Genomic DNA, 25,775 nt, shown 5'->3' with positions numbered 1-25,775 from the left:
TTTATCCTACAATTTATTTACATTTACTGTAACTGATAATGATACAAGTGCAAAATGCGCCATTTTAGCTGAATTCCCAAATTCAAACATCATCCACCAAGATGTTGTTGCTCCAAAAGACCATTTATAGTTAAAGTTCCATAAAATTCCAGATCCAAAAGAGATTGTAGGGAGTGCATCAAAAGTTCTTAAATTTGTAATATTATTATTTCTGTCTCCATATGTATTAAGAGAAAATCCTATATTTGTGAAAACTGGAATTTGGAATAATTCTCCTATATCAAATATGTAGTTTATTGAAAATGTAATAGGCACACTATAAAAAATTTTGCCTACACTTGAGTCTGGATTTAGTATATTAAAAGAATGGTTAATGTCAAAATTAAACATATATCTTAGTTCAAGCCCAATTGCTAAATTGTTTAAAATATGGTACTGATATTTTATTGCCCCAATTCCTCCTGGATATAAATTAGTAGGATAAGCTTTTGATAAATCATTGTAAAAAACAGGCATTCCAACGCTTAAGTCTATTCCTAGAGTAGAGTTTGTATGCCTATCAACATTAGCTGCGGCATCAATTTTTTTTATGTTTACACCAATTAGCAAGATTGCAACTAGTGTTATAAGAAGATACTTTTTCATTATTCTCCATTCTTTTAAAATTATTATCCTTGTTCATTATAGTTGAAAATAAATTTAATTACAATTTGAAATTTAGCAGTTTAGCTTTTCTTATATTGACAATCCAAGTATAATATTAGGGTAATCTTATTGGGTTTAAGGGGCATATTTTGAATATTGTGTTTAATGGGAAGGATTTTGCAAATAAGTATTATTTAATATTGAAAGAGTTTTTAAAGCAGCACGACTTGAGAGATAAAATTTCATTGAAAGTAGTTTTAGCAAATGATGATCCCGCAAGCAAGCTTTATGTTTCAATTAAGAGCCGAGTTGCAAAAGAGATTGGCTTAAATGTTGAAGTAATTGAATTTTCTATAAATTCTGTTCAAAGCGATATTTTAGAAGTAATTAATAGAGAAAACAAAAATTTAAGTACAGATGGAATTATTGTTCAATTACCTCTTTCGAAAGGTGTGGATTTAAACTCCATTTTAAATAGCATAGTTTATTCAAAAGATGTTGATGGCTTATCTTTTGTTAATTTGGGTAAAATGATTTTGGGAGATAAAAAAGGATTTATTCCTTGTACAGCTCTTGCTGTATTAAAGATTTTGCGAGATGAAGGGATAAAAACATCGGGGAAAACGGTTGTTGTAGTTGGCAGAAGTTCTCTTGTAGGAAGGCCTATTTCAATATTACTTTCATCAAAGCCTTATGATGCAACTGTTATTGTTTGTCACAGTAAAAGCATTTATTTGGATGTTTATTTAAGACAGGCCGATATTATTATTTCTGCTGTTGGTAAGCCTAAGTTGATAGATAAAAGTATGTTGTGTGGAAACCCTTATGTGATTGATATTGGCATTTCTGAGATTGAGGTTGATAACGGAAAAATTCTCTCAGGCGATACAGATTTTGAAAATATTAAAGATTGTGTTAAATTTATTACTCCTGTTAGGGGGGGAATAGGCCCTGTTACGGTTCTTATGTTAATGTTTAACACAATTAAAGCTCATTTAATTAATAATAATATGTTTGACATTTTAGATCAGTTGGAAAAATTGGTGGAGGTGTAAATGTCTGGTCACAGCAAATGGTCAACAATAAAGAGAAAAAAAGGTGCTATTGATGCAAAGCGCAATAAAATTTTTACAAAGCTAATAAGAGAAATAACTATTGCAGCTAAAATAGGAGGAGGAGATATTGAATCTAATCCTAGGCTAAGGGTCGCTGTTAATAAGGCTAAGGTTGCCAATATGCCAAAAGATAATATTGAGAAGGCAATAAAAAAGGGTATTGGCGACAATGAGGGTGTTGAATATTTTGAAATCACCTATGAGGCTTATGCTCCTTATGGCGTAGCTTTAATGGTTAAATGTTTGACAGATAATAAAAATAGAACCTCTAGTGATGTGAAAAGTGTTCTTGCAAAAGGTGGAGGATCTCTTGGCACTCCAGGCTCAGTCTCATATATGTTTTACAGAAAGGGGCTTATTGTTTACAATTTAGAAAAATATCTTGAGGATGAAATAATGGAATTTGCATTAGAAGCTGGTGCTGAAGACATTTTAGTTTCAAACAATGAAGCAGAAGTTATAACAAGTTCTGATAATTTTGACAAAGTTTTATCTTTTTTAAAAACTAAATTTAAAGAAGAGGTGGCAGAGATAGCTTTAATTCCTGAAAATAAAATTTCTTTAAACAAAGAGCAAGCAGAAAAAATAATTCTTCTTATTGAAAAGCTTGAAGACTTTGATGATGTTCAAGAAGTAATTCATAATTTGGAGATTCCAGAAGAATTAAGTTAATTTTACAGTTTTATTCAAATTTTTTGTAGTAGACTCTGTAGATTTTATTTCCAAAATCATCTGAAAAAAGAATTGAACCGTCATAATATGTGATTATATCAACGGGGCGTCCAAATTTGGAGTTATCGGGTTTTAAAAATCCATATAAAAAAACCTTATAATTTTTTGCTATTCTGTTTTTAGGATCAATGTCTAGTGTGGTTATTTTATAGCCAACAGGAGAAGATCTGTTCCATGAACCATGTTCTGCTATGAATAATTTATTTATATATTCTTTTGGGAAGTTATTGCCTTGGTAAAAGTGTATTCCAAGTGGAGCTACATGTGCAGGAAGCTCATAAATAGATGGACTAAACTTAGTGTTTTTGGGGGCTTTATTATAAAAATTGTAATTTCTTTGATTTTTCCCAAACATATAGGGAAATCCAAAATGTTCTTTATATTTAATTATTAGGTTTATTTCATCTGGGGGAATATTATCTCCCAATCCGTCTTGGCCATTGTCGCTAAAATATATTTCATTACTAATTGGATGAAAATCAAATCCAACTGAGTTTCTCACCCCATAAGCTATTATTTCTTCTTTTTTTGTTTCTAAATCAATGCTGAGAAGTATTGCTTCTTTTTTTGGTGGAACTTTAGCATTATATTGGGATCCTATGTTTACTATTAATTTGTTATTTTTAGGATCCACTTTAATATAACGCCCAGAATGCATTTTGGTAGTATTTTGGGGCAAAAGTGAAAAAATTTGCATTTTCCATTTATAATCTTTATTTGCTTTTATGCTTTTATTAATTTCTTCTTTTACATTTTCAACCACATATATTTTATCGACAGAAGATATATACAATTTATTATCCCAATAAGCAATACCAATAGGTTTTTTTAGTGTATTTGCTATGGTATAAATTTGTCTGTTTTTTGTTACAAGGTATGCAAAAGTACTTCCAGACCCTATGAATAGGTTGCCATTTTGATCGCTTGTAATTCCTCTTGGTTTTTTGATTATATTTTTTAAAAAAATTTCGACTTTAAATCCATTTGGAACTTTTAGTTCTTTTACTGTTTCTTTTGCTGCCATAGTTATAGATAAGATTAAAAAAATACTTGTAATGAATTGAAAGTAGATATTTAGCAATTGATTTTTCATTTATCGTCCTTTTATTTGAGGCTTTTGTTTTAAATTGGATGTTTCTGTGTAATATAATTTAATTATATGATAAATAAGATTCATGGTAAAGTTATAGAAAAAAAAGAATCCAGTTTGGTTTTAATGACTAATGTTTTTGAATTTGAGCTTTTAGTTAGTGCATTTTGCCTTGCTAATTTTAAGTTGTCAGACAAAGTTGAACTTTTTACCTATCTTTATTCAAGAGAAAATGAATTAAAACTTTTTGGGTTTTTAAATTCAGATGAAAGAGAGACTTTTAAAAGTCTTATTGGAGTAAGTGGGATAGGGCCAAGAGCCGCTTTAAGAGTGCTCTCTAATATAAGGTACAATGAGTTTAAGAACGCTATTGATAGAGAAGATGTTGAGCTTGTTTCTAAAATCAAAGGTATTGGCAAAAAAATGGCTGGTAAAATGTTTTTACATCTTCAGGGGAAGCTTTTGATTAATAATGAGCTTGAATCTAGTCTTTTTAGATTTAAAGAATTAGAAGAATCGATTGTTAGCATGGGGTTTGACAGAAAAATTGTAAATAGTAAGCTTAAGGAGGCTTGCAATCTAATTGAATTTTCAAATTTAAAAGACTCTGAAAAGGAGCAGTTTTTGTTTAAGGAGGTTTTAAAAAGAATGTCGAATTAATTATTAGCTTTTGGTAGCTATAAAATAGTCTTTAAGAGGTGTTTATGAAAGACGAAAATAGTATAAACTTTTTAAGTTCTAATGAAAATTATTTATATGATAAGAGTGAAAATGAGCTTAGACCTAAAGTTTTTGAAGATTTCAAAGGTCAGGTTAATGTGAAAGAAACCCTTAGTATTTTTATAAAAGCTTCTAAAGAGAGAGATGAAGCTTTAGATCATGTTTTTTTAAGTGGCCCACCAGGCCTTGGAAAAACTACTCTTGCAAGTATTATTGCCTTTGAGATGAATGCTTCGATTAAAATTACTTCAGCTCCGGCTTTTGACAAGCCTAAAGATATTATTGGAATTTTAACAGGTCTTGATGAGAAGGGTGTTTTATTTATTGATGAAATACATAGACTTAGGCCTATAATAGAAGAAATGCTTTGTATTGCTATGGAAGATTATGAGCTAGATTGGGTAATTGGGCAAGGAGCTAATGCAAGAACTGTTCGAATGCCACTTCCAAAATTCACATTGATTGGAGCTACCACTAAACCAGGAAAAGTGACATCTCCGCTTTATGCGAGATTTGGAATTACAGCAAGATTTGAACTTTATAGTGAAATAGAGCTTGTTGAGATAATAAAGAGAAATTCTCTTATTTTAAATATTGAAATAGAAGATGATGCTGCTTTTCTTCTTGCAAGAAGTTCAAGAGGGACTCCGCGCATAGCAAATAGATTGCTAAGACGAATAAGAGATATTGCTCAAGTAACTGGAAGCTTAGTCGTTACAAGTGACATTGTTGCAATTGGACTTGAAATGCTTAGGATTGACGGAGAAGGTCTTGATGAGCAAGATAGGAATATTTTAAGAAGTTTAATATTGAAATTTAATGGGGGGCCTGTAGGTGTTGATACTTTAGCTATTTCTGTGGGGGAGACGGCAGATTCTCTTGAAGACTTTTATGAACCTTATTTAATTATGAAAGGATTTATTAATAGAACTCACAGAGGTCGTAAAGCTACTGAGTTTGCGTATCTTCATTTAAACTTAGAGATGAAAGAGGATGATCCTAATGAAAACCAAAGAGTTTCATTTTAATTTACCCTATTCTTTAATAGCTCAATATCCGAGTGAAAAAAGAGGCTCTTCAAGATTAATGGTGCTAGATCCCAAATTGCAAAAAATTTACCATGAAAATTCTGTAAATAATATTTTAAAATATATAAACAGCGACACTTTTATTATTTTTAATAACTCAAAAGTTAGAAAATCGAGAATGTATGCAGAATCAGAGACGGGCGTTAATGTTGAATTTTTAATTTTGGATAGAATTGGGACTGATTTGTTTACTGCGCTTATTTCTAAGTCTAAAAAGCAAATTGTTGGCAATGCTTACAAATTTCCCGAAGGAGTAATAGGCAAAATTTTGTCAAAAAATAATAGTGAGATTGTTTTAAAATTTGATAATGATGTTTGGGAAGAGTATTTTGAAAAACATGGTTTTGTTCCTATACCTCCTTACATTAAAAGAGGTTATAATAAAATAGATGAAGATCGGTATCAAACTGTTTATTCTAAATACGTTGGATCTGCAGCTTCTGCAACCGCAGGGTTGCATTTTAGTAGAGATTTGTTTTCTGCTTTTGAAAAAAATAATATTGAATATGATTTTATTACTCTTCATGTGGGGCTTGGTACTTTTCTTCCTGTAAGATCAAAAAAGGTCGAAGAGCATAAGATGCATTTTGAAACTTTTTTAATAAAAGATTGTGTGGCCGATAGATTAGAGAATGCGAAATTTCTTGGTAAAAAAATTTTGTCAATTGGCACTACAACGCTTAGGGCTTTAGAGTCATCTTATGACAATAAACTTAATAAGTTTAAAACAGGGCATCAAAGTACAAATCTTTTTATTTATCCTGGCAAAAACTATTGTTTTAAGTTTGTTGACATGCTTTTTACAAATTTTCACACACCACAATCTACTCTTTTAATGCTGGTCTCTTCATTTGCAGGCAAAGATTTTGTGTTTAGCTCTTATGAAGAAGCTATAAATAAAGGGTATAAATTTTTTTCTTATGGTGATGCTATGTTAATTTTAAATCATATATAGATATTAGTTGTGAATTATTTTAATATTTAAGCTATGTAGAGTCTTAATTTATTAGGAGGAAAATTTATGAATACTTCTCTTTTTCAGCAAGAACGGAAAAAGTATATTCCCAAATTGCCAAATATTTTAAAAAAAGATTTTAAAAATATTAGTTTAGTTTATGGAGAAAAGACCGAAGCAACCCAAGATAAACAGGCTTTAAAGGAGTTTTTTAAGAATACTTATGGGTTGCCAATTGTAAGTTTTACCGAGGGTAAGTCCAATTTATCTTTTTCAAAAGCTTTAAATATTGGAATTATTCTTTCTGGAGGACCTGCTCCTGGGGGGCATAATGTTATATCTGGTATTTTTGATGCAATAAAAAAATTTAACGCAAATTCAAAACTTTTTGGATTTAAGGGGGGTCCTTTAGGCCTGTTAGAGAATGACAAAATTGAACTTACTGAGAGTTTAGTAAATTCTTACAGAAATACCGGAGGTTTTGATATTGTATCTTCTGGAAGAACAAAAATAGAAACAGAAGAACATTACAGCAAAGCTTTATTGGTTGCCAAAGAAAACAATCTTAATGCAATTGTTATTATTGGTGGTGATGATTCGAATACCAATGCTGCTATTCTTGCAGAGTATTTTAAAAAGAAGGGAGTGAATATTCAGGTTATTGGAGTTCCAAAGACAATTGATGCTGATCTTAAAAATGATCATATTGAAATTTCATTTGGGTTTGATTCTGCTACAAAGATTTATTCTGAAATGATAGGTAATTTATGTCGAGATGCTATGTCAACTAAAAAATATTGGCATTTTGTTAAACTTATGGGGAGGAGTGCATCTCATGTTGCTTTGGAATGTGCTTTAAAAACTCATCCAAACATTTGCATTGTATCTGAAGAGGTTTTAGCTAAAAAGAAAACTTTGTCTGAGATTGTTGATGAAATAGTGTTTGTTATTTTAAAGAGATCTTTGAATGGAGATAATTTTGGAATAGTTATAGTTCCTGAGGGTGTAATTGAGTTTATTCCAGAAGTTAAGTCTTTAATGATTGAATTATGTAATATTTTTGATAAAAATGAAATTGATTTTAAAGGGCTTAATGTTGAAAAAATGAGAGAAGTTTTTGTTGCTAAGCTTAGCGATTATATGAAGGGAGTTTATTTATCTTTGCCTTTGTTTATTCAATTTGAACTTGTAAATTCAATTTTAGAAAGAGATCCCCATGGGAATTTTAATGTTTCAAGAGTTCCTACTGAAAAATTATTTATTGAAATGGTTCAATCAAGGTTGAGTGATATGAAAAAAAAAGGAGAATATAAGGGAAGTTTTATTCCAGTTGATCATTTCTTTGGCTATGAAGGTAGAAGCGCTTTTCCTTCTAATTTTGATAGTGATTATTGCTACAGTTTGGGATACAATGCTGCTGTTCTCATTTTAAATGGTCTCACAGGCTATATTTCTTGTATAAAAAAATTAAATTCAAAACCAACGGATTGGATTGCAGGAGGAGTGCCTCTAACAATGTTGATGAACATGGAAGAAAGGTATGGAGTGCAAAAACCTGTTATAAAAAAAGCTTTAGTTAATTTAGAAGGAAGGCCATTTAAAGAGTTTGTTGAAAATCGTGATAAGTGGGCTTTGAATAATCTATATTTATACCCAGGTCCTGTACAGTATTTTGGTTCTTCTGAGATTGTTGATGAAATAACTGAGACTTTAAAGTTAGAATTATTAAAGTAGAAAATTTATGCTTATTGGAAGCTTATTGTTGTTTTTTAGTGTTTTGAATGTGTATTCAAATTTACCTGATTATTCTAAGCTGAATTTTAATTATTTAAAGTTAAGTATTGCCAAAGATTTGCCATTGCAAGATAAATTAATTTCCAGTGGCAATTTTGTTTCTCAAGAAAAAAATAATATGTCTGTTTCTGATAAGGACGATTCTTTTCTTTATAAAAATATTCAAGAAAATAAAGCTTTAAATCTTGAGAATGATCTTAAGTCAAAATCAGCAAAAGATTTGTTTAGGTTTTCAGCAATTAGTATTGGATCTTTTCCAATAGTTTTATTTTTGAGCTTGTTTTTTTTTGATGTAGGATACTATTTTTATAGCGGATTGAATGCAAGTTACATTCCATATCCTTTTTCAAGTGGTCCTAGTTTTTCAAAAGATGAAATTTATAAAAAATTTATTATTTCAGCTTCCATTGGGGCTGTAGCTGCCTTAACTATTGCTTTGATTGATTATTTTCTCCAGTGATATGATAAGACTTAAGAAAGAATTTACTGTCAAAGAAAATGCTTTAAGATTGGATCTTTACTTGTCAAACAATTTGGAAGTTTTTACTAGAAGTCAAATTAAAAGAAGAAATGTGGAAGCTTTTAAAAAGAGTAATGGAAAGTTTTTTAAGATAAAATTGTCTAAGCCTGTTTTTAAGGATGATGAAATGTTGATTGAATTTGACGAAGAGAGTAGTCAAATTGATTGTCTTAAGCCTAAGAATATACCCATTACTATTATTTATGAAGATTCTAATATTATTGTTTTGAATAAACCACAAGGAATTTTAAGTCATCCTGGAATATCGCATTGGGATGATACTGTTGTAAATTTTCTTTTATACCATATAAAGAGATTGAAAATTAATTTTAATGAAGAAAAAGTTAGACCCGGAATTGTTCATAGATTGGATAAAGATACTTCTGGGGTGCTGATTTGTGCAAAAAACATTAATACTTTAGGGTTTTTAGCTCAGCAATTTAAAGATAAAAGGACAAATAAAGTTTACATTGCAATTGTTAAGGGTAATTTTAATAGTTTTTTTGGAAGTATCGAATCTTTTATAGATAGAGATAAATATAATAGGAAAAAATTTAGTGTTTCTAAAGATAGGGGTAAAAAAGCATTAACAGAATATAGATTGTTGCTTAATTTTGAGGGATATTCTCTTTTAGCTTTAAAACCTAAAACCGGGCGTACGCATCAATTGAGAGTTCATATGAAATATCTTAATTTTCCAATATTGGGAGATGAGGTTTATGGCAGAGTAGATGGTAGTTTTAAAAAAATAACTTTAATGCTTCATTCTTATAAGCTTGAAATTGATGTTGGAAAAAATTCTTTCAAGAAGTTCATTTCTGAATTTCCCAAAAGATTTGTTATTTTTTTGTCAAATTTTTACAAGAGTGATGAATTAACTTTGCTTATTGATAATTTGGTCCTTTTTTTAAAAGATTTTTAATTTTAAATTTCTTGTTTTAATGAGACTGAATTGGTTATTATTCTGCCCCCAGTGATTTCATTAGTATTAATAACAGTAATGAAGCAATTTGGATCAACTTTTTGTGATATATACTTAATTCTTGACAGACGCATTATTGGAACTACTATGAATACTATGGTTTTTTCTGTTCCAGCCCAAGCTCCTTTTCCTTCCATTAATGTGGCGGCTAATTTTAACTTATTTGTAAGAAGATAAGCAATCTCTTTTCCTTTATCCGAAATGATTAATATCGCCTTTTGATTGCCAAATCCGGTGCTTGTTTTGTCTGTCATGATAGACGTTACGAATGATGCTATTAGTGTATAAAGAGCGATTTCAATATTAAAGAAAAAGGTCGCAAGTATTAATACCGCTAGATTAACTATGAAGTTTGTTGTTCCAATACTAATTGAATATTTTTCTTTAATGATCATTGCAATTATATCTGATCCCCCTGAAGATCCTTTACCTTTAAATATTAGTCCAAGCCCAAGTCCAGAAATAATTCCAGCTAGTATTGATACAAGCATCATATCATTAAGATGTATTTTAGTTTGTAAAAACTGGGAATAGTTTATGATAATAGAATATAAGCCCATTGAAATCCAGCTTTGAATGATAAATGTTATATTTAGGAATTTTATTCCAATAATAAATAATGGGATGTTTAATGCAAATATTGTCCATCCTAAATTGAAGCTTAGCAGGTAATGCAGCATTAATGAAATGCCTCCAATCCCTCCACTAAGAAGTCCATGAGGAATATATAAAACATTTGTTGAAATTGCCATTAGTGCAGAGCCTAAGGTTATTTGCATTGTGCTATCAAATATTAATTTAGGATTTTTAGCTATAGTTTTAAATTTTTTTGCTAGTATTATGGATAATAGCTTGAGTTTTTTTTTAATTCTGCGACAACTTATCTTTTTTTTCTTCTTCATTTTGACTCTAGAATTACTTTTAGGTTATATAAGTTAGCAATTTACTTGAATTCTATATTAATTTTGCAAAAAAAACAATTTTATTCCCTTTTTTTATTTTTTTTGATATTATGTTCATGAAAACTATGGCGATGAATTATACAAAATTTATAGTATTAGTAGTTCTGCTTTTTTTTTATGTTTGGGTTTTTGTCATTCTTAGGATGAAAAGGGTTAATCTGTTTTTGTTGGAAAAAATCAAAAACGGAGCAAAAATTTTGGATATTAGGTCCCCCAAAGAATATAGTAAGTCTCATTATTTGAAATCGATCAACATTCCTTTTAATAATTTATTTGCTAAAAAGGATAAATTGGGTGATTTTGAATCCCAAATAATTGTTTATGGTAAAAGTTTTAATAAGTCTTACGAGGCTAAAAAAGTTTTAAAAAGCATGGGATTTAAGAATGTGTTTGTAGCTGGCACTTTAAAAGATATGCCACAAACAGAAAAAAAAGAAGTTGGTTGATGGCTAAGATTATTGGGATATCTGGTGGTTCTGGAAGTGGAAAAACTACAGTTGTAAGCAAAATTAGTGAGTTTATTCCAGAGTTTGTCCTTATTTCTCAAGATAATTATTATAAGAGTGTAGGTGATTATGAATATGAGTTTTCTAAGGTAAATTTTGATCATCCCGATGCTTTTGATAATAATTTGTTTTATGAACATTTAAAAAATTTAAAAAAAAATAGCCCCATAGATATGCCTCTTTACGACTTTATTAATCATAAAAGGCGACTTAAAACCCTTTTGGTTGTTCCGACCCCTGTTATTATTGTTGAAGGTATTATGATTTTTGTTGAAGAGAGAGTAAGAAATTTAATAGATCTTAAAATATATATTGATACTCCAAATGATATTAGATTTATTAGACGTTTAAGGAGAGATATTTCTAAAAGAGGACGTACTTTAGAGTCGGTTATTGATCAATATTTGAGCACCACTAGATGGGGTTATTATAGGTTTATTGAGCCCACCAAAGAATATGCCGATCTTATTATTCCTGAGGGAGGTCACAATGATAAAGCGCTTTATGTGCTTTCAACGTTTCTCAAGTCTTTAAGTAAAGAAGGGTTAGATTTTATCTAAATTAATGATATTGGGTAATAATCTATTTCAATATAAACAGTGTTTGTTATTTTTATCTTTTCTCTTGTTTTGTTGACTAGTTCTTCGAGTAAGCTGTAGGATTTTGACAAGTATATTATATTATACCTGTAGTTTTTAGATATTTTTTTCATAATAGCTTCTGATGGGCCTAAGCATTCAATTCCTTCTTTCAAAAATTCTTTAGATTTTTCAAAAAATTCCCAACATTTTTTTTTAACAGATTCTTCATTTTTGCTTCTAAATATTATTCTAATAATTTTGTTAAACGGAGGATAGTTTAATTTTTTTCTTATATCTAGTTCTTGTTCGTAAAATTGTTTATATTGGTTCTTATAAGCATATTTTATAGCATAATAATCGGGATTTTTTGTTTGTACTATAATTGTGTTGTCATCTTTAAATCTTGCTACTCTTCCCATAATCTGCGAGAGTGTTGTAAAAATTCTTTCGCTGCTTCTAAAATCAGGTAATCCCATTCCAATGTCTGCGTTAATTATACCCAGTGTTTTTATATTTTCAAAATTGAATCCTTTTGCGATTATTTGTGTTCCGATAAGTATGTCTATTTCTTTGTTTTCAAACTTACTTATTGAATCTATATTTTCTATTTTTGTAAGATCAGAATCTATTCGTGCAATTTTAGCATTTGGCAAGAATTTTTTTAATTCTTTTTCAACAAGTTGAATTCCATAAGTTTTGTATTTAATGTCTTTTGATTCACATTGAGGGCAATGGTTTGCTATTTTTGTTTTATAGCTACAATAGTGACATAAAAGTTTGTTTTCCTTTTTATGATAAATCAGACCGAATGAGCAATTTGGGCAATAAATTGTATGCCCACATTCTCTGCATTCGAGATTTTTTAGGTATCCTCTTTTATTAATGAAAATTAAAGATTGTCTTTTTTCATTTAAACTTTTTTGTATACTGTACAATAGTTCTGATGAAATTGTACTAGGTTCTTTTTTCATATTTATTATTTTTATATCTTCTATTTTGCTTTGAGAAAATTTGTTTTGCATTATAATTTTTTTTATTTTGTTGTGTTTCATTGCATGATATGCTTCAAGAGAAGGCGTTGCACTTCCCATTATAAATTTAGCATTAAATTTTTTTTGTAAAAAAAATGATATGTGTCTTGAATGAAATTTTGGAATATTTTCAGATTTGTATGTAGTCTCGTGTTCTTCATCCATAATTATTAATTTTAATTTGGTAAAAGGTAGCATTAGCACACTTTTAATGCCAATAACAACTAGGCTTTCTCCATTTTTGACCTTATTCCATATTAAATTTTTATTAGAATTTGAAACTTTAGAGTTATATTCATAAATTTTATGGTGCATATTTAATCCATATTTTATTCTTTTTATTATTTGGTATCCCAATGATATTTCAGGAATCAAGAAAAGTACTTGTTGTTCTAGTGTTAAGTAGTATTCACACAATTTGATAAATATTTCAGTTTTTCCAGATCCAGGTATTCCAAAAAGGTAAAAAACATTAGTTTTTTCTGATTCAATAATTTCTTTGTAAATATTTTGTTGTTCGTTGTTTAATTGAAGGTGCTTTTTATGATCCGGATACAGATACTCATCATTTATTGAAGGCAATGTTTGATTTTTTTTAGATTTTGAATTTTTGGGCAATCCAAAGAATAAAGTTTCTCCAAATCCTGAAAATGTTTTTTTACTAATCCAATGTGCTAAAATAATGTTATGTTCTGTTATTATCTTAGTTTTATCTATTATTTTAATAATTTCTTTTATTTTGAATTCAAAATTTTCTTTAAATTCGTTTTCAGAATATTTTTTAATGATTATTCCAATTTTATTGGAGCCATTAAAATTAACCATTACTCTTATTCCAATTTCTAGATTCAAGTTGAACCTGTAAAAGAAAAGTTTATTTAAAGGAATATTTATTGCAATTTCATAGTAATAAGTTGAATGATAATGTTCAGCCATATTTTATTATGCCTTTTATTATTTTTAAATCTTGCCATATTTCTTTTTTTAATTCTGGATTTTTTATTTGATTTGCAGGAAGGTGTGTAAAAACTAATGGAATACCTTTAAATCTTAGTTCTATTCCTCTTACAATTTGAATTCTTAATGGTTTATTTAAGAAAAAATCTATTTCTTCGCAAGATAAAATTGCTTTAGGAATTTTATTACTGATTTCTAAGTTAAGTGATTCTATAGTATCTATTATTTTATAATTGTCTATGTTTATGCTTTTGCACCATTTTGTTATAGTATCTTTTGAAGGTTCGTTGAGATGGTTTTTGTTTACATATATTATGATGTAATTGTCGATACTTTTTTCTTGTAAGCTATTATTTGATAATAGGTTCGTTAAATTTTTGTTTTTAGCAGATACTTCTATAGGTTTTCTATTTTCATTTTTTTGAAAAATTGCAACATTTTTAGCTTTTTCTATTTTTTGTTTAATTTCATTATCTATTTTTTCAAAATTTTCTGTAATTTTGCCTTCGATATTATTTTTCAATATTTTAAGTAAAAAGAGTTTTTTAGTTAAAATATTGTTATTCATAGTAAACCTTATCTAAAAATAAAGCATTTGCGGGTGCGGTTGTTCTTGCAAGGGTTCTATTTTTTGATTTTAGTATTGTTTCAAAAGTAGAAATTGATTCGTTTTTTATTTCAATATCTAGCATTGTGCCTATTATTGATCTTACCATTTTCCATAAAAAAGAAGATCCTATTATTTCAAAAATAATATATTTCCCTCTTTTTTTAAATTTAGCAAAATATATATACCTAAATTTGGATTTGCTTTTATCTTTTATGCATGAAAATGTGGTAAAATCATGGTTTCCAATTAATACTTTAGCCATTTGGTTTAAATTATTTATGTTTAGTTTTTTATTTACATGGTGAGCTTGATAGCCTTCCCAGGGATAGTAGTTATTACTGTTTAATATACAGTAACTGTATTTTCTTTTTTGGGCGTTAAAACGTGGATGAAATGAATTTTTAACAACATGCTTGAGTTTTAGTATTTTTATACTGTTTTTTAATAAAATTGCATTTAAAGCTCTTTTTAGATTATTTAGCCGAATATTGATATTCATGTCAAAAGTTATTATTTGTCTTTTTGCATGAACTCCTTTATCTGTTCTTCCAGATGAATGAATCTTTACTTTTTTTTTGTTAATTTTCATTAGAGCTTTTTCAATTTCTCCTTGAATTGTGGGTTTTATTGGTTGTATTTGAAATCCATGGTATATAGATCCGTCATAAGCTATTTCGGCTAATATTTTTTTCATTTATTTAATATTTTTAATTTCCTTTGATATTTTAAAGTAAACTTCTTTGATTTTATCTAAAAGTATCGAAGGCTTTTCTTTTGAAGATTTGCCCATTCCTGCTATTTTAGAAAGAGTGGTTTTTATATCGTTTAATTGCTTGTATCTATATTCTTTATTATCTTTATTTCCGTAAAAGTATTCTAGAAGACCTGATAAGTAGAGAACACTATCATAGCCATAATTTTTATCTGTATCTGGACCAAATATGGTTGATGCGCTAACAGGTTCTGAATTGTCTTTATCTTTTTCGATAACTAGTTTATAAAGATATGCAGCTTTGTGGTAGAATATCTTTTGAAGATAATTATAGTTTTTCCCCGGTTCTTCTTTTTCAAGGTCTTCAAATGTCCAGGCAGCTCTTATTGCTGATTTTGCTTGATTTAACGTTGGGTTATGATTCTTTTCAAGATGTTCATAACATAGCATAGCAAGAATATAACTTGCAGCTCCTTCTTTTAATGTTCTAGATTTGTTGAAGTTAATCATATCATCAAAAATTGCATTTATTTTTCTTCTTTCAGATTTTTTATTTTGCAAAATTTCTTTTTTGTTTTTAGAGATTGAATTAAATTCGCTTGGGAATGTTGCAAAGTAGCATTTTGGACATACTGTTACAGAATATATTCTAGGATAAATATTGCCATATTTGGCATTTTTTGTATATTCTCTTTTTAGATCAATTTTTAACTCTCCAGCTATTAATCTACTACTCCCAGTCAAAAGTTCTTCTTTCTGAAATTTAAAAGAGCATATAGGGCATTCAATTTTTTCTTTTGTAAAAAATGATATTTTTTTCATGAATTAATTTTCTACTATTACAAATGCAATAGCGTACTCCTTTTCATGGGATATTGTTAGGTATAGCTTTAAATTCATTTTTATTGCAAATTTTTCAATTTCATTATGCAAATAAAACTTTGCATTCCCTTTTAAAGATTTTATTACTTCAATATCTTTAAGACTATAAGGTATTTTATGTTGCAACAGTGGGCTTAATGCTTTAATTAAAGATTCTTTAGCTGCAAATTTTCCAGCTAAACTTTCTATAATGTTTTTCCCTTTTAATTTAAAATTTTCAATTTCTTTATGCGTAAAGAATCTCTCCATTTTTTTTTTATTTTCCAAAAAATTTTTAAATCTTTCAACTTTTATTATATCACACCCTATTGACTTCATTGCTTGATCTCCGAGCTTTCAATTATTTCTAGTTTTATTTTCTTGGGCTCATAATCATATATTTCTGTTTCATTGATATTTTCTTTAAGAATTATATTTGTGGGAATGTTATAAATTCCAGGGGTTTTTATATTTGCCAAATCAAAAGCAAGGCTTATATTTTGATTGTTTATATGGGTTTTAATTTGTTTTTCAGAAAGCCTTGTTTTTATTTTTATAAACATTTTGTTTTCTGAGTTTATTATTTTTTCTTTATCTTTAATCGCAAGACTATTTTTTAGATTATTAAAAATAAGATTAGGAGATTTTATTGTTGTATTTGAATATTTTTTGTTTAAATAAATATTGATCACCACATGACTTTTTTCAAGCATAACTAGAGGATTTGGAGAAACTACTTCAAGATAATCCGATACAAATAAGGTTCTCGTATCAAATTCTTTTACGTTGGTTTGAATAGTATTTATTTTTTTGAGTTCTTGTTCGGGTCCACATACTAATAAATGTTCAGGCAATATATTGTATTTTGCAATAAAATATTCGCCTTTGCCATCTTTTTCTATAAGTTTAAACTTAGGTTCTATTTTAACTAATTTAGAGATTTTGCTATCAAGACTTAAGAATACATTTGTTTTTGAAAGTTTATATTCTGAAATGTGTATTGAGTTAAGATTTTTTATTTTTATTGGTAGCTTATATTTTCCAGGAATCTTTATTTTTGATGCTTCAATAAATAATATTATTTTATTAAGATCAAGGTATTTTAAGTCATCTTTGTTAACTTTTATTGTGACCTTGACCTTGCTAAAGTCGGGAATTTTCCCAAGAGCTATTTGATCATTTAAGATGATTTTAAATTCTTTTTCAGTTGTTATTGATTCTATTTTATTGAAATGAAATGCTACAAACATTAAAATAGCTATTAAAATAGAAATGGCTTTATTTTGCCAATCATCAAATAGTAACTTTATTATATTTGTTATTTTTTTGCTTATTTTCATTATTTTACTCTATTAGCTCGAGATTTAATTTATTTCTAATTTCGTTTAAACTTAAGTTGTATTCCAATTTTGCATTGATTGTAATAGAGATAGATCCGGTCTCTTCGGAGGTTATTATTGTTATTGCATCAGAATTTTCAGAAATCCCAAGTCCTGCTCTATGCCTTGTTCCAAATGCTTTGCTAATAGAATCAACATTAGATAACGGTAAAAATGAGCCCGCATATTTTAATTTGTTTTTACTAATTATTACAGCTCCGTCGTGAAGAGGGGTTTCGCGTTCAAATAGTGATATTAGCAGCTCACTAGAGATTAGCGCATCAATTTTAGTTCCTTTGTTTATTATTTGCTCCAGTTGTATTTTTTTTTCAATGCATATTAGGCTGCCAGATTTGTTTTCAGATAAGTGTTTAACTGCTTTTAGGATTTCAGAAATGACTTTTAAAGTTTCTTCTTTTTTATTTGAAAGCTTAAAAGCTAAATTGAAATTTCCAATTTGCATTATTATTTTTTTTATTTCTTGATTGAAAAGTATTACTATTGCTATTGGTAATATATTGGCTATATAATTTAACAGCCAACTAATGGTATAAAGATTTAAATAATACGAGATAATTCCTATAGAGATGATGATTAATATTCCTTTTAGTAGATTCGTGGAATAAGAATTGATTACGTTTTTATATATGTAGTATACCAGAATGCTAATTAAGCTTAGATCTAAAACTCTCGAAAAAGTATCTTTTATTTGATTTAAATCATTTATGTCTATCACGAATTTTCTACTCAATGTTAAAACACTGTACTTATTAATCTATATTAGTATAATATAAAATATATAAATAAGCACAGTTTACAATTATTAAATTAAATTGTTTTTAAATTTATGAATGAAAAAGAAAATATTATAACTTTAATATTCGATTTTGATAGTACTTTTATTTATGGTAATCTGCAGCAAGTGCATCATGAAAATGATAGTAATGCAAAAAAATTAGTTTTATGAGAATAGAATGGGAGATTTTGTTGAAGCTAATTATAGTAAGGGCACTAAGCTATATAATTGGATAATGAAAAAAATTGCTTGAGCGTATTAATTCATTAATTTATTTTTGTTTATGTTTGGTTGATAAAAGCAGTAAAAAACGAAAAGAGGGAGTATGTTTAAAGATTTAAATACAAATCAAGGGCTAAGGCCTTGGAGAGTAGAATCCGTTTTTTATTTTATTGTTATAGTTTTAATATTTATTGGGGTTTTTAAAATAGCAGAAACTGTATTTAAACCTTTAGCTATTTCCATAGTGTTGGGATTTTTAGTTTATCCCGTTTATACTTTTTTGGCAAGATTCAAAGTTCCAAAATTTTTAATAGTTTTTATTATATTTTTTTTATTATTTTCTTTTTCTTATTTGATTTTTAGTTTTGTTTATTATAGTGTTACTGTTTTAATGAGGCAATTGCCCTACTATCAAAATCAATTGGCATTTATTATGAAAGATGTGCTTAGTCGATATAAAGTTGATAGCTCTGTTATTAATGATATGAATTTCTCTGGTTACATTTATTCGTTTTTAACAAGAGCTTCTAATGAGATTATTGGATTTACAAGTAGCTTAGTAGTAGTATTTTTATTGTTGTATTTTTTGCTTTCAGAAATACATGTTTTTGGAATGAAACTAGATAAAGCTTTTAAAAAGCGAGTATCTACTAGATTTATTGGGGCTCTAGATACGATTAATAATCAAATTGGCAAATATTTAGGGATAAAAATTCTTATGAGCTGCTTAACAGGTATTTTAGTGTTTATTGGATTAACTTTGTTTGGACAAGATTTCCCTCTTGTTTGGGCAGTTATTACCTTTGTTTTCAATTTTATTCCCAGCATTGGATCAATATTAGCTGTGTTTTTTATTGTAATAACATCTTTAATCCAATTTTATCCAAATTTAAACATAGTGCTTTATATTTTTATATACAATACTTCTGTTCAAATGTTGATTGGGAATATTCTTGAGCCAAAAATGCAGGGAAAAAGACTTGATATTTCACCATTTTTGCTTTTATGTTTTTTGTTTTTTTGGGGATGGCTTTGGGGTATTGTGGGTCTTTTAATAGCCTATCCTTTTACTGTGATTGTAAAGGTAATAGTTGATAATGTAAGTTGGTTAAAGTCTTTTTCTGTATTTTTAGGTGGTTCTGAGATTTTAAACAATATTAGCCATATTTCAGGCAATGATGAGGAGATTTGATTTTGAAAAGAAAGGTTATGCTTACGGGAGATAGACCCACTGGTGCTCTTCATTTAGGACACTATGTAGGATCTGTGGTAAATCGTTTGAAATTTCAAGAAGAGTATGAAACATATTTTATTATAGCTGATTTACACACCTTAACTACAAAACCCGATTTGAAAAGCATCAATACAATACCTTCTAATGTTAGAGAGATGGTTTTAGATTATCTTGCTTGTGGAATTAATCCTAATAAGGTTAATATATATTTGCAATCAGCTATACCCGAGCTCTTTGAGCTTTATTTAATATTTTCAATGATTGTTACTGTTGCTCGTTTGCAAAGGATTCCAAGTATAAAGGACATGAGCATTGCGGCTGGACTTAAAGAGATTCCTTACGGTCTTTTAGGATATCCTGTTCTTATGAGTGCAGATATTCTAATGGCAAAAGCAAATTTAGTCCCTGTTGGGCGTGATAATGAATCTCATATTGAATTTGCAAGAGAACTTGCAAGAAGGTTTAACCATTTGTACAAAAATAATTTTTTTCCAATACCCGAATCTGTTTTCACGGATTCTCGTCCTTTGGTGGGTATTTATGGTAAGAATAAAATGAGCAAGAGCCTTAATAACGCAATTTTTTTAAACGATAATGAAAATTTGTTAGAAAAAAAAGTTATGTCTATGTATACAGATCCAAATAGAATAAGAGCAGATATTCCAGGTAATGTTGAAGATAATCCCGTTTTTATTTATCACAATATTTTTAATACTAATCATGAAGAAGTTGAAGATCTTAAAAGTAGGTATAAAAAGGGTAAAGTAGGCGATGTTGAGGTTAAAAAGAAATTATTTTTAGCTTTGAATGCTTTTTTAAAGCCAATCAGAGATAAAAGAAGTTTTTATGAAGGCAAGAAAAAAGATTTTATTGATGAGATTATTTTTGATGGTACTAGCAAAGCAAGGTTTATTGCAAATAAAGTGGTAAAAGATGTTAAGGATTTAATAGGACTTTCAAAAACTTGGAATGGAATAAAATATGGTACTGAAAAGAATAAAAAATGAAGAATTCCAAGTATTGTAAAAGTATTGATTTATACTAGATTTATAGTAATAATTAACCCATTATTATTTAAATCAAACAATATTAATTATTATAGTAGATTGGCCCTTTTTATTAAGCTTTTATTAAATTCTAGTAATTTGAGCAAAATGTTTCTTTTTTCATAAATAACCTCGCTAAGCACTCTTGTTACTGGCTCTGTTTTTGAGATTCTCATCCACAAGGTTGCAATAATTTCCTTATTAGTTTTTAACAATACCTTTAATCCACCCGATGAATCTCCTGTCCTAATCTTGGATTGTCTTTTGCCTTCATAGTTAATGATCTCATAATCAACTATTGATAATTCTTGAAATAACTTATTGCTTTTTATTTCTTTAATCAATAGATTTTCATAGTTTCTTTTTAAAATTTCTTGATTTTTTATTTTGAGATTTGTTAAATTGGCTTTCTTGGATGATACTATTACATTGCTGTAAAAATTTGTTGTATTTAAAATATCTTTTAAGTTATATTTTTCTTTATAGCAGTTTTTAGACAACTTGCACCATATTTGATAAAGTTCTTTCATTTTTAATAATTTTACGATACTAAGTAGGGTAGTAATTGGGTCTCTTACTCTTGAGGGATATATTATGCAACCTCCATTTGATCCTTCCCCGGAGATTTTTACAATCATTCCTTGGGCCCTTAAATCATCTGCCATTTCTGTTAGATTGGCTTCTCCAACTTCTACTCTATAAACTTTGGCGTTGAAAAAATTTGCAATTTTTTCAATATTCAGAGATGTTGCATCATTGATTACTATTGCTATGTTATTTTTTATTCCTGTATAATAAAGATAGCTAAGCTCTGAAATTACTACAAGTGCAAATATTTTTTGCGCTTCGATGATATTTGCAGTGTTTGTGACTTTGTCTATAAATATCAGATTTCCCCTATCTCCATCACAATCCGGTACATATCCTAGCTCAAAAGAATTGTCTTTTATATATTTCTTTTGTAGTAGTTTTTTACATTCATTTAAAGATTTTCCTTCAGGAATAATATCATGCTTAAAAATACCTATTTTGTCATTATATAATTCTATTTTCAATCCCAAAGATTCTATCAATTCTTTATCTATTGAATTGATTCTAGAGCTCCCATTCATTTCTGCTATTATTCCAATTGGATTTTTTAGTATTCTTTTCTTTAAAATTTCTATATTTTTATTGTTAATATCGTTTTCACATGCTATTTCGTGTATTAATGATTTATATTCTTCGTAAGATTGGTTTTTATTTTTTCTTTCTAATTTTATTGTTTTGTTATAGTCCTCTAAATAGGATTTGTCTTCATCAAATTTGTTTAGAGTATTAATTAAATGCTTTATTAACTGTTCATTTTGTCTATTATTTTTAATTTGTTTTATTATTTCATTCGTTTTTGCAGAATTTAGTACGCCACCATCGTTTAATCCTATTTTTATTCCATTGTATCCTGTTGGATTATGGCTTGCAGATATGTAAATGAAACCTTTTGAATCCTTAGTGTTTTTCGTACAAGCTAAAATTTCAGTTATTGGAAGTATGCCAAAAAACTTAATTTTTTCTTTGTTTGTTATTAATATTTTTATTGCTATTTCTGCAATAATGTTACCAGTTGGTCTTGAGTCTAATCCTAATCCAATATAGGGCTTGGATTCATTTTTAAAATAATTTGATATTGTGAAGATTATTAGTGCTATTAGTACTTTATCTTCATTATCTATTTCATTTTCTGTTGAATCTTCATTTTTTGATTTTGCAAAAATTTTTCTAAATCCAGAAGGAGAAAATATCATCTTATCAAAAGCTTTTTTAAAATTTTTCATGTTAAGTGTATATTGTTTAAGCATGTAAATTTCTTTCCATTGATATTCTAGTCATATTATTGCTATAATTATTAATAATATGGGCACTTATATTATTATACTTAAAAATTTGTTTTTTTGCTTGTAATTAATAAGTTTTATCTTAAGGGTTTTAGTTTTTGCTGATGAATGCTAAAGTTGATAAAATTTTTTCTGAAATGATACTAAAAAAACTTAATTCTGGTGAGATAGGAATTAATAATTTTGAATCTATTAAGTACTTTCCTTGTGATGGCCATAAAAATATTTTTGATATTTCGGATAAAATTTTGAGATTTAAGTTTAACAAAGGGTTGGTTGAGGATAATTTAAAAAAATATTTTTATGATTTTTCTAAATTCTTGTATTTAGAAGAAGATAATTGTTATATTTTTTCTTCTTCTGATCTTGAAAATTTGGGATTAATTCTTTTCCCATATCTTTCTTTTGGAATTTTAAATGGAGGCTCTGCAACAAGTTATTTTGATTTAGTTAAAAATAGAGGATTTAATGAAGATTTATATATGCTATATAAATCTAAAATACTTGAATTTAAAGAAAAATTTGGAGAATTCCCAAAGGGCATGACCCCAGCTTATATTAACAAAGACGGTAGTTTTGGGTTTTCATTTTTGGCTTTGAAAATTAGGCATCTTTTAATGGTTGCCAAAAGATATGAATCTTTTTCTGGTGGAAGAATTAAGCCTTCTATATTTCAAATGACTAGTTGTAAAACGGATGAATCTATTTCCAAATTTTTGGATGATTTATTTGCAGACGATTTGATTAAAAGTGTAAATTTTTGCAATTTAAAAAAAGAAGATGTTTTTACAGCTGTACAACCTTTAGTTTATTGTTATGAAAAGCTGAATGGCTCTAATTATCGATATTTTACTTTTAAGAATAATAAAAATGATAATTCTCTTTTAGCTTTGCCTGCCGGTCATGGTCAAAATTTTAAAATTTTAAAAGATATTTATTTACAGCTTTATGAATCTGGGAAGAGATTTGTATACATTGGTAATGTTGATAATATGGGCTTTACAGTTAATTTTAAAGCACTTGCTTTAATGGCTTTGACCAATTGTTCTGCCGGATTTGAATTTAGTTTTAAAAGCAAGACAGATTTTAAGGGGGGGGTATTGGCAGTAAATGCCGAGGATCGTTTAATTTGTGTTGATATTGGTGGAGGTATTTCTTCAGAGATTATACAAGAATTTGAGAGTAAAGGAAACAGGCTGTTATTTAATTGTGCTACCGGGCTGTTTAATTTAGAGTATTTGATAAAAAATATTGATGAGATAATAGAAAAAATGCCCATTAGAATTATAGAACAAGATAAAGAATTCGGTAAATATATTTCGGTTGAGCAAATAACCTGGGAAGTGTTAAAATTAATGGAAAATCCATTAATTTTAACTGTTGATAGAAGCAAAAGATTCCTTCCCGCAAAGTTATTTGTTGATATGTTGTTTAATAGTAATTATCTTGAAGATAGGTATCATGGATATTTTTATAGTAAGAGATCTGATGGTTCTGATGCTACTAAAGATTTGGATTGTTCTCTTGCTGCTTTGTTATCAAAAGATTATGGTTTGTTGCGTGGATGTTATAGATGGACTTTTTAAAAGCTTTATTTTTTATCTTTTGTTGTTTAAATTTATTTGCAATAGAAGAATATTTGCCAGGAATAGATTATGAATATTTTAACAAGGATAAATCAGATCTTGTAGATTTTATGGAATTTTTGGGTGAATTCGATTTTCAAACTATTTTAAAAGATAGAAACTTATTTATTGGAATTAGAAACTTAGGAAATTTTAAGAATGTTCAAGAACCTAATACTGATGATATTAATAGAATAAAAAAGATTAACCCAATTGGTATAATTTTGTTTAGAGAAAATTTAAAAGATGCTGAACAGACAAAAAGATTGATTAGTACAATAAAAAGCCATATTGGACATGATATTTTTATTGCTATTGATGAAGAGGGAGGAATAGTTACTAGAGCTAGTGAAAATAAAAAAATGGGGGTTTATAATTTTCCAGCTATGGAGTATATAGGAGGTGTTAACGATTTGCATCTTATTTATAAAATTGGTGAAGTTCTTGCTAAACAATTGCGTAGATTAGGCATTAATTTAAATATGGCTCCAGTTGCCGACATAAAATTTGCACCACATACCCCTTTATTAAATAGAACGTTTGGAGGATATTCTGCTTATAATATTGGACTTATGGTAGAAGCTTTTATTGATGGTATGCAGAATCATGGGGTATTCTCGGCAATTAAGCATTTTCCTGGATTAGGGGGAACAACCATAGACACACATAAATATTTGGCATTTTTGCCTTATAGTAGAAGCTTCTTAATGTTAAATAATTTTGTGCCGTTTGTTTTTGGTAGAGCTGCTAAATTTATCATGATTGGCCATGTAAATGCTCCCAAAATTTCTAAAGATATAACTAGCATGTCCAAAGGTATTGTTAATATTATAAGAGAAAATTTAAATATTGCTAGCATTATGATTACAGATTCTTATGATATGGGGGCAATTACAAGAAGTTTTTCTAATATTGAAAATGCTATTAAAAAGTCTTTAAGTTCAGGTATTAATATAGTCCTTATTCCTTAGTAAAATTGGTTTTTATTAAATTCGTTTTTTAGTCTTTGTTATTTATGTTGAGATGGTTGGATAATCTCTTGTTAAAATTTTTATGGTATCAATATGGATATTCCTAAATCCAAAAGAATAGCTTCTTTAAAAGAAGTTGATAATTTAGAGTAAATGCTGTAGTTGTTAGGTATAAAATCAATTTCAAATTTTAAGGTAATTAGGGGAAGAATTGGGTAGAGAAATGCATTAGTTGTTTTTCCTATAAATATAGTAGTTCTTAGAGTCAAATCGATTTGGGTTCCAATAAAGAATTTTATAGTAAGTGTATCAGCTAAAATTGAATATTTAGCAATGTAAATAGTGAAAGCTAAATTGAAATAAGCATTTGAAATAAAATCCTTATTTGTTGGGATAGTAAAAAAATTTATGGGGCTGAATTGTATTTCAATCCATTCATTATAAGATGTCAATATCCCGATAAAGGCAATGTATTTATAGTTTTCATCATAAAAGATAGGATTTATATAATTATGGTAAAATGTACCTATTTTTAGTTTTTTTTCAAAAATATCCCCTTTAGGGAATTCCCATCGAGAAGTAGTTAATTTATTTTTAAAACAGAATAAATTAACAGTACATATTAATAACAAGATTGATAATATTGTAGCATATTGCATTTCAGTTAGTTTATATATAATATATTATATATAAATAGGCTTAGTTTTTTCAACTATTTATATTGATTTGATTTTTCAAATCTTTTGTATACTATTAAATTAAATTAT

The 25,775-nt window shown here is 28.0% G+C and carries 26 protein-coding genes; 14 read left to right on the top strand and 12 right to left on the bottom strand.

Features of this window, described 5'->3' with window-relative positions; all coding sequences use genetic code 11:
* Positions 1 to 6 precede the first annotated feature (6 nt).
* Positions 7 to 645, bottom strand: a complete 639-nt coding sequence (locus QIA31_RS00660; protein WP_151073806.1) for a BB0027 family outer member beta-barrel protein — start codon at positions 643 to 645, stop codon at positions 7 to 9.
* Positions 646 to 794: 149 nt separating this feature from the next.
* On the opposite strand from QIA31_RS00660, the gene QIA31_RS00655 reads away from it, so the two are divergent.
* Both QIA31_RS00655 and QIA31_RS00650 read left to right on the top strand, forming a co-directional pair.
* Positions 795 to 1,700: a bifunctional 5,10-methylenetetrahydrofolate dehydrogenase/5,10-methenyltetrahydrofolate cyclohydrolase gene (locus QIA31_RS00655; protein ID WP_301393702.1), complete on the top strand. Its 906-nt coding sequence runs from the start codon at positions 795 to 797 to the stop codon at positions 1,698 to 1,700.
* On the top strand, positions 1,701 to 2,432 hold the full coding sequence (locus tag QIA31_RS00650) for a YebC/PmpR family DNA-binding transcriptional regulator (RefSeq protein ID WP_301393700.1): 732 nt from the start codon (positions 1,701 to 1,703) through the stop codon (positions 2,430 to 2,432). It abuts the gene before it with no gap.
* 10 nt (positions 2,433 to 2,442) lie between these two features.
* Here the strand turns inward: QIA31_RS00650 and QIA31_RS00645 are convergent, their stop codons facing one another.
* Positions 2,443 to 3,585, bottom strand: a complete 1,143-nt coding sequence (locus tag QIA31_RS00645; RefSeq protein WP_301393698.1) for a PQQ-dependent sugar dehydrogenase — start codon at positions 3,583 to 3,585, stop codon at positions 2,443 to 2,445.
* A gap of 66 nt (positions 3,586 to 3,651) precedes the next feature.
* Here QIA31_RS00645 and ruvA point away from each other — a divergent pair, with 66 nt between their 5' ends.
* The 6 genes from ruvA (at position 3,652) to QIA31_RS00615 (ending at position 9,581) form a co-directional block, all read left to right on the top strand.
* The gene (ruvA, locus tag QIA31_RS00640; RefSeq protein WP_301393697.1) at positions 3,652 to 4,242 is read left to right on the top strand and encodes a Holliday junction branch migration protein RuvA; all 591 of its coding nucleotides are present in this window, start codon (positions 3,652 to 3,654) and stop codon (positions 4,240 to 4,242) included.
* 44 nt (positions 4,243 to 4,286) lie between these two features.
* A complete protein-coding gene (gene ruvB, locus QIA31_RS00635) occupies positions 4,287 to 5,330 on the top strand; it encodes a Holliday junction branch migration DNA helicase RuvB (RefSeq protein WP_301393694.1) in 1,044 nt (347 codons plus the stop codon).
* Positions 5,305 to 6,345: a tRNA preQ1(34) S-adenosylmethionine ribosyltransferase-isomerase QueA gene (gene queA, locus QIA31_RS00630; RefSeq protein WP_301393692.1), complete on the top strand. Its 1,041-nt coding sequence runs from the start codon at positions 5,305 to 5,307 to the stop codon at positions 6,343 to 6,345. The genes ruvB and queA overlap by 26 nt, the downstream gene beginning before the upstream one ends.
* 66 nt (positions 6,346 to 6,411) lie before the next feature.
* Positions 6,412 to 8,079 carry a diphosphate--fructose-6-phosphate 1-phosphotransferase gene (locus QIA31_RS00625; RefSeq protein WP_301393690.1) on the top strand — a complete coding sequence of 556 codons (1,668 nt, stop codon included), beginning with the start codon at positions 6,412 to 6,414 and terminating at the stop codon, positions 8,077 to 8,079.
* Between the two features lie 7 nt (positions 8,080 to 8,086).
* Positions 8,087 to 8,599, top strand: a complete 513-nt coding sequence (locus tag QIA31_RS00620) for a hypothetical protein (RefSeq protein WP_301393688.1) — start codon at positions 8,087 to 8,089, stop codon at positions 8,597 to 8,599.
* Between the two features lies 1 nt (position 8,600).
* On the top strand, positions 8,601 to 9,581 hold the full coding sequence (locus QIA31_RS00615; RefSeq protein ID WP_301393686.1) for an RluA family pseudouridine synthase: 981 nt from the start codon (positions 8,601 to 8,603) through the stop codon (positions 9,579 to 9,581).
* Positions 9,582 to 9,583: 2 nt separating this feature from the next.
* On the opposite strand, the gene QIA31_RS00610 is transcribed toward QIA31_RS00615, so the two are convergent.
* Complete coding sequence (locus QIA31_RS00610; RefSeq protein WP_301393684.1) at positions 9,584 to 10,543, bottom strand: YitT family protein; 960 nt, start codon at positions 10,541 to 10,543, stop codon at positions 9,584 to 9,586.
* A gap of 131 nt (positions 10,544 to 10,674) precedes the next feature.
* Here QIA31_RS00610 and QIA31_RS00605 point away from each other — a divergent pair, with 131 nt between their 5' ends.
* Together QIA31_RS00605 and udk are read left to right on the top strand one after the other, a co-directional pair.
* Entirely contained in the window at positions 10,675 to 11,049 is a 375-nt protein-coding gene (locus tag QIA31_RS00605; RefSeq protein ID WP_301393683.1) for a rhodanese-like domain-containing protein, read from the top strand.
* Positions 11,049 to 11,669, top strand: a complete 621-nt coding sequence (gene udk, locus QIA31_RS00600) for a uridine kinase (protein ID WP_301393681.1) — start codon at positions 11,049 to 11,051, stop codon at positions 11,667 to 11,669. Before QIA31_RS00605 ends, udk begins: the two co-directional genes overlap by 1 nt.
* Here udk and priA read toward each other — a convergent pair.
* Genes priA through cdaA form a run of 7 tightly spaced genes read right to left on the bottom strand, consistent with a single transcriptional unit; the run spans position 11,666 to position 17,976 of the window.
* A complete protein-coding gene (gene priA / locus QIA31_RS00595) occupies positions 11,666 to 13,657 on the bottom strand; it encodes a replication restart helicase PriA (RefSeq protein WP_301393679.1) in 1,992 nt (663 codons plus the stop codon). The two genes, udk and priA, sit on opposite strands and share 4 nt — an antisense overlap.
* Entirely contained in the window at positions 13,650 to 14,246 is a 597-nt protein-coding gene (locus tag QIA31_RS00590) for a uracil-DNA glycosylase family protein (RefSeq protein WP_301393677.1), read from the bottom strand. Before QIA31_RS00590 ends, priA begins: the two co-directional genes overlap by 8 nt.
* A complete protein-coding gene (truA, locus tag QIA31_RS00585; protein ID WP_301393674.1) occupies positions 14,239 to 14,982 on the bottom strand; it encodes a tRNA pseudouridine(38-40) synthase TruA in 744 nt (247 codons plus the stop codon). The genes QIA31_RS00590 and truA overlap by 8 nt, the downstream gene beginning before the upstream one ends.
* Positions 14,983 to 15,822: a DUF2225 domain-containing protein gene (locus QIA31_RS00580; protein ID WP_301393671.1), complete on the bottom strand. Its 840-nt coding sequence runs from the start codon at positions 15,820 to 15,822 to the stop codon at positions 14,983 to 14,985. It abuts the gene before it with no gap.
* Positions 15,823 to 15,825: 3 nt separating this feature from the next.
* Positions 15,826 to 16,200: a holo-ACP synthase gene (gene acpS, locus QIA31_RS00575; protein WP_301393669.1), complete on the bottom strand. Its 375-nt coding sequence runs from the start codon at positions 16,198 to 16,200 to the stop codon at positions 15,826 to 15,828.
* The gene (locus QIA31_RS00570; RefSeq protein WP_301393667.1) at positions 16,197 to 17,201 is read right to left on the bottom strand and encodes a YbbR-like domain-containing protein; all 1,005 of its coding nucleotides are present in this window, start codon (positions 17,199 to 17,201) and stop codon (positions 16,197 to 16,199) included. The genes acpS and QIA31_RS00570 overlap by 4 nt, the downstream gene beginning before the upstream one ends.
* Positions 17,202 to 17,205: 4 nt before the next feature.
* On the bottom strand, positions 17,206 to 17,976 hold the full coding sequence (gene cdaA / locus QIA31_RS00565; protein WP_301393665.1) for a diadenylate cyclase CdaA: 771 nt from the start codon (positions 17,974 to 17,976) through the stop codon (positions 17,206 to 17,208).
* Between the two features lie 385 nt (positions 17,977 to 18,361).
* Between cdaA and QIA31_RS00560 the strand changes: the two genes are divergently transcribed.
* Complete coding sequence (locus tag QIA31_RS00560; RefSeq protein ID WP_301393663.1) at positions 18,362 to 19,450, top strand: AI-2E family transporter; 1,089 nt, start codon at positions 18,362 to 18,364, stop codon at positions 19,448 to 19,450.
* 2 nt (positions 19,451 to 19,452) lie between these two features.
* On the top strand, positions 19,453 to 20,499 hold the full coding sequence (trpS, locus tag QIA31_RS00555) for a tryptophan--tRNA ligase (protein ID WP_301385293.1): 1,047 nt from the start codon (positions 19,453 to 19,455) through the stop codon (positions 20,497 to 20,499).
* Positions 20,500 to 20,588: 89 nt separating this feature from the next.
* Here trpS and QIA31_RS00550 read toward each other — a convergent pair whose 3' ends face one another.
* Positions 20,589 to 22,376 (bottom strand): phosphoglucomutase, encoded by a 1,788-nt coding sequence (locus tag QIA31_RS00550; protein WP_301393661.1) that lies wholly within the window; start codon positions 22,374 to 22,376, stop codon positions 20,589 to 20,591.
* Positions 22,377 to 22,516: 140 nt separating this feature from the next.
* Here QIA31_RS00550 and QIA31_RS00545 point away from each other — a divergent pair, with 140 nt between their 5' ends.
* Both QIA31_RS00545 and QIA31_RS00540 read left to right on the top strand, forming a co-directional pair.
* On the top strand, positions 22,517 to 23,998 hold the full coding sequence (locus QIA31_RS00545; protein WP_301393659.1) for a UTP--glucose-1-phosphate uridylyltransferase: 1,482 nt from the start codon (positions 22,517 to 22,519) through the stop codon (positions 23,996 to 23,998).
* Positions 23,986 to 25,008 carry a glycoside hydrolase family 3 N-terminal domain-containing protein gene (locus QIA31_RS00540; RefSeq protein ID WP_301393656.1) on the top strand — a complete coding sequence of 341 codons (1,023 nt, stop codon included), beginning with the start codon at positions 23,986 to 23,988 and terminating at the stop codon, positions 25,006 to 25,008. Before QIA31_RS00545 ends, QIA31_RS00540 begins: the two co-directional genes overlap by 13 nt.
* An 80-nt stretch (positions 25,009 to 25,088) precedes the next feature.
* On the opposite strand, the gene QIA31_RS00535 is transcribed toward QIA31_RS00540, so the two are convergent.
* Complete coding sequence (locus QIA31_RS00535; RefSeq protein WP_301393654.1) at positions 25,089 to 25,667, bottom strand: hypothetical protein; 579 nt, start codon at positions 25,665 to 25,667, stop codon at positions 25,089 to 25,091.
* Positions 25,668 to 25,775 lie beyond the last annotated feature (108 nt).

This window comes from [Borrelia] turdi (genome assembly GCF_030439285.2).
GTDB lineage: Bacteria > Spirochaetota > Spirochaetia > Borreliales > Borreliaceae > Borreliella > Borreliella turdi.
The sequence above is the reverse complement of the archived record's forward strand: the minus strand, read 5'-3'. Positions and strand labels throughout refer to the sequence as shown.

Coding starts and splice junctions, on each gene's coding strand:
- QIA31_RS00660 (WP_151073806.1), bottom strand. CDS start 645: ATGAAAAAGTATCTTCTTATAACACTAGTTGCAATCTTGCTAATTGGT.
- QIA31_RS00650 (WP_301393700.1), top strand. CDS start 1,701: ATGTCTGGTCACAGCAAATGGTCAACAATAAAGAGAAAAAAAGGTGCT.
- QIA31_RS00645 (WP_301393698.1), bottom strand. CDS start 3,585: ATGAAAAATCAATTGCTAAATATCTACTTTCAATTCATTACAAGTATT.
- ruvA (WP_301393697.1), top strand. CDS start 3,652: ATGATAAATAAGATTCATGGTAAAGTTATAGAAAAAAAAGAATCCAGT.
- ruvB (WP_301393694.1), top strand. CDS start 4,287: ATGAAAGACGAAAATAGTATAAACTTTTTAAGTTCTAATGAAAATTAT.
- queA (WP_301393692.1), top strand. CDS start 5,305: ATGAAAACCAAAGAGTTTCATTTTAATTTACCCTATTCTTTAATAGCT.
- QIA31_RS00625 (WP_301393690.1), top strand. CDS start 6,412: ATGAATACTTCTCTTTTTCAGCAAGAACGGAAAAAGTATATTCCCAAA.
- QIA31_RS00620 (WP_301393688.1), top strand. CDS start 8,087: ATGCTTATTGGAAGCTTATTGTTGTTTTTTAGTGTTTTGAATGTGTAT.
- QIA31_RS00615 (WP_301393686.1), top strand. CDS start 8,601: ATGATAAGACTTAAGAAAGAATTTACTGTCAAAGAAAATGCTTTAAGA.
- QIA31_RS00610 (WP_301393684.1), bottom strand. CDS start 10,543: ATGAAGAAGAAAAAAAAGATAAGTTGTCGCAGAATTAAAAAAAAACTC.
- QIA31_RS00605 (WP_301393683.1), top strand. CDS start 10,675: ATGAATTATACAAAATTTATAGTATTAGTAGTTCTGCTTTTTTTTTAT.
- udk (WP_301393681.1), top strand. CDS start 11,049: ATGGCTAAGATTATTGGGATATCTGGTGGTTCTGGAAGTGGAAAAACT.
- priA (WP_301393679.1), bottom strand. CDS start 13,657: ATGGCTGAACATTATCATTCAACTTATTACTATGAAATTGCAATAAAT.
- QIA31_RS00590 (WP_301393677.1), bottom strand. CDS start 14,246: ATGAATAACAATATTTTAACTAAAAAACTCTTTTTACTTAAAATATTG.
- truA (WP_301393674.1), bottom strand. CDS start 14,982: ATGAAAAAAATATTAGCCGAAATAGCTTATGACGGATCTATATACCAT.
- QIA31_RS00580 (WP_301393671.1), bottom strand. CDS start 15,822: ATGAAAAAAATATCATTTTTTACAAAAGAAAAAATTGAATGCCCTATA.
- acpS (WP_301393669.1), bottom strand. CDS start 16,200: ATGAAGTCAATAGGGTGTGATATAATAAAAGTTGAAAGATTTAAAAAT.
- QIA31_RS00570 (WP_301393667.1), bottom strand. CDS start 17,201: ATGAAAATAAGCAAAAAAATAACAAATATAATAAAGTTACTATTTGAT.
- QIA31_RS00560 (WP_301393663.1), top strand. CDS start 18,362: ATGTTTAAAGATTTAAATACAAATCAAGGGCTAAGGCCTTGGAGAGTA.
- QIA31_RS00550 (WP_301393661.1), bottom strand. CDS start 22,376: ATGCTTAAACAATATACACTTAACATGAAAAATTTTAAAAAAGCTTTT.
- QIA31_RS00545 (WP_301393659.1), top strand. CDS start 22,517: ATGAATGCTAAAGTTGATAAAATTTTTTCTGAAATGATACTAAAAAAA.
- QIA31_RS00540 (WP_301393656.1), top strand. CDS start 23,986: ATGGACTTTTTAAAAGCTTTATTTTTTATCTTTTGTTGTTTAAATTTA.
- QIA31_RS00535 (WP_301393654.1), bottom strand. CDS start 25,667: ATGCAATATGCTACAATATTATCAATCTTGTTATTAATATGTACTGTT.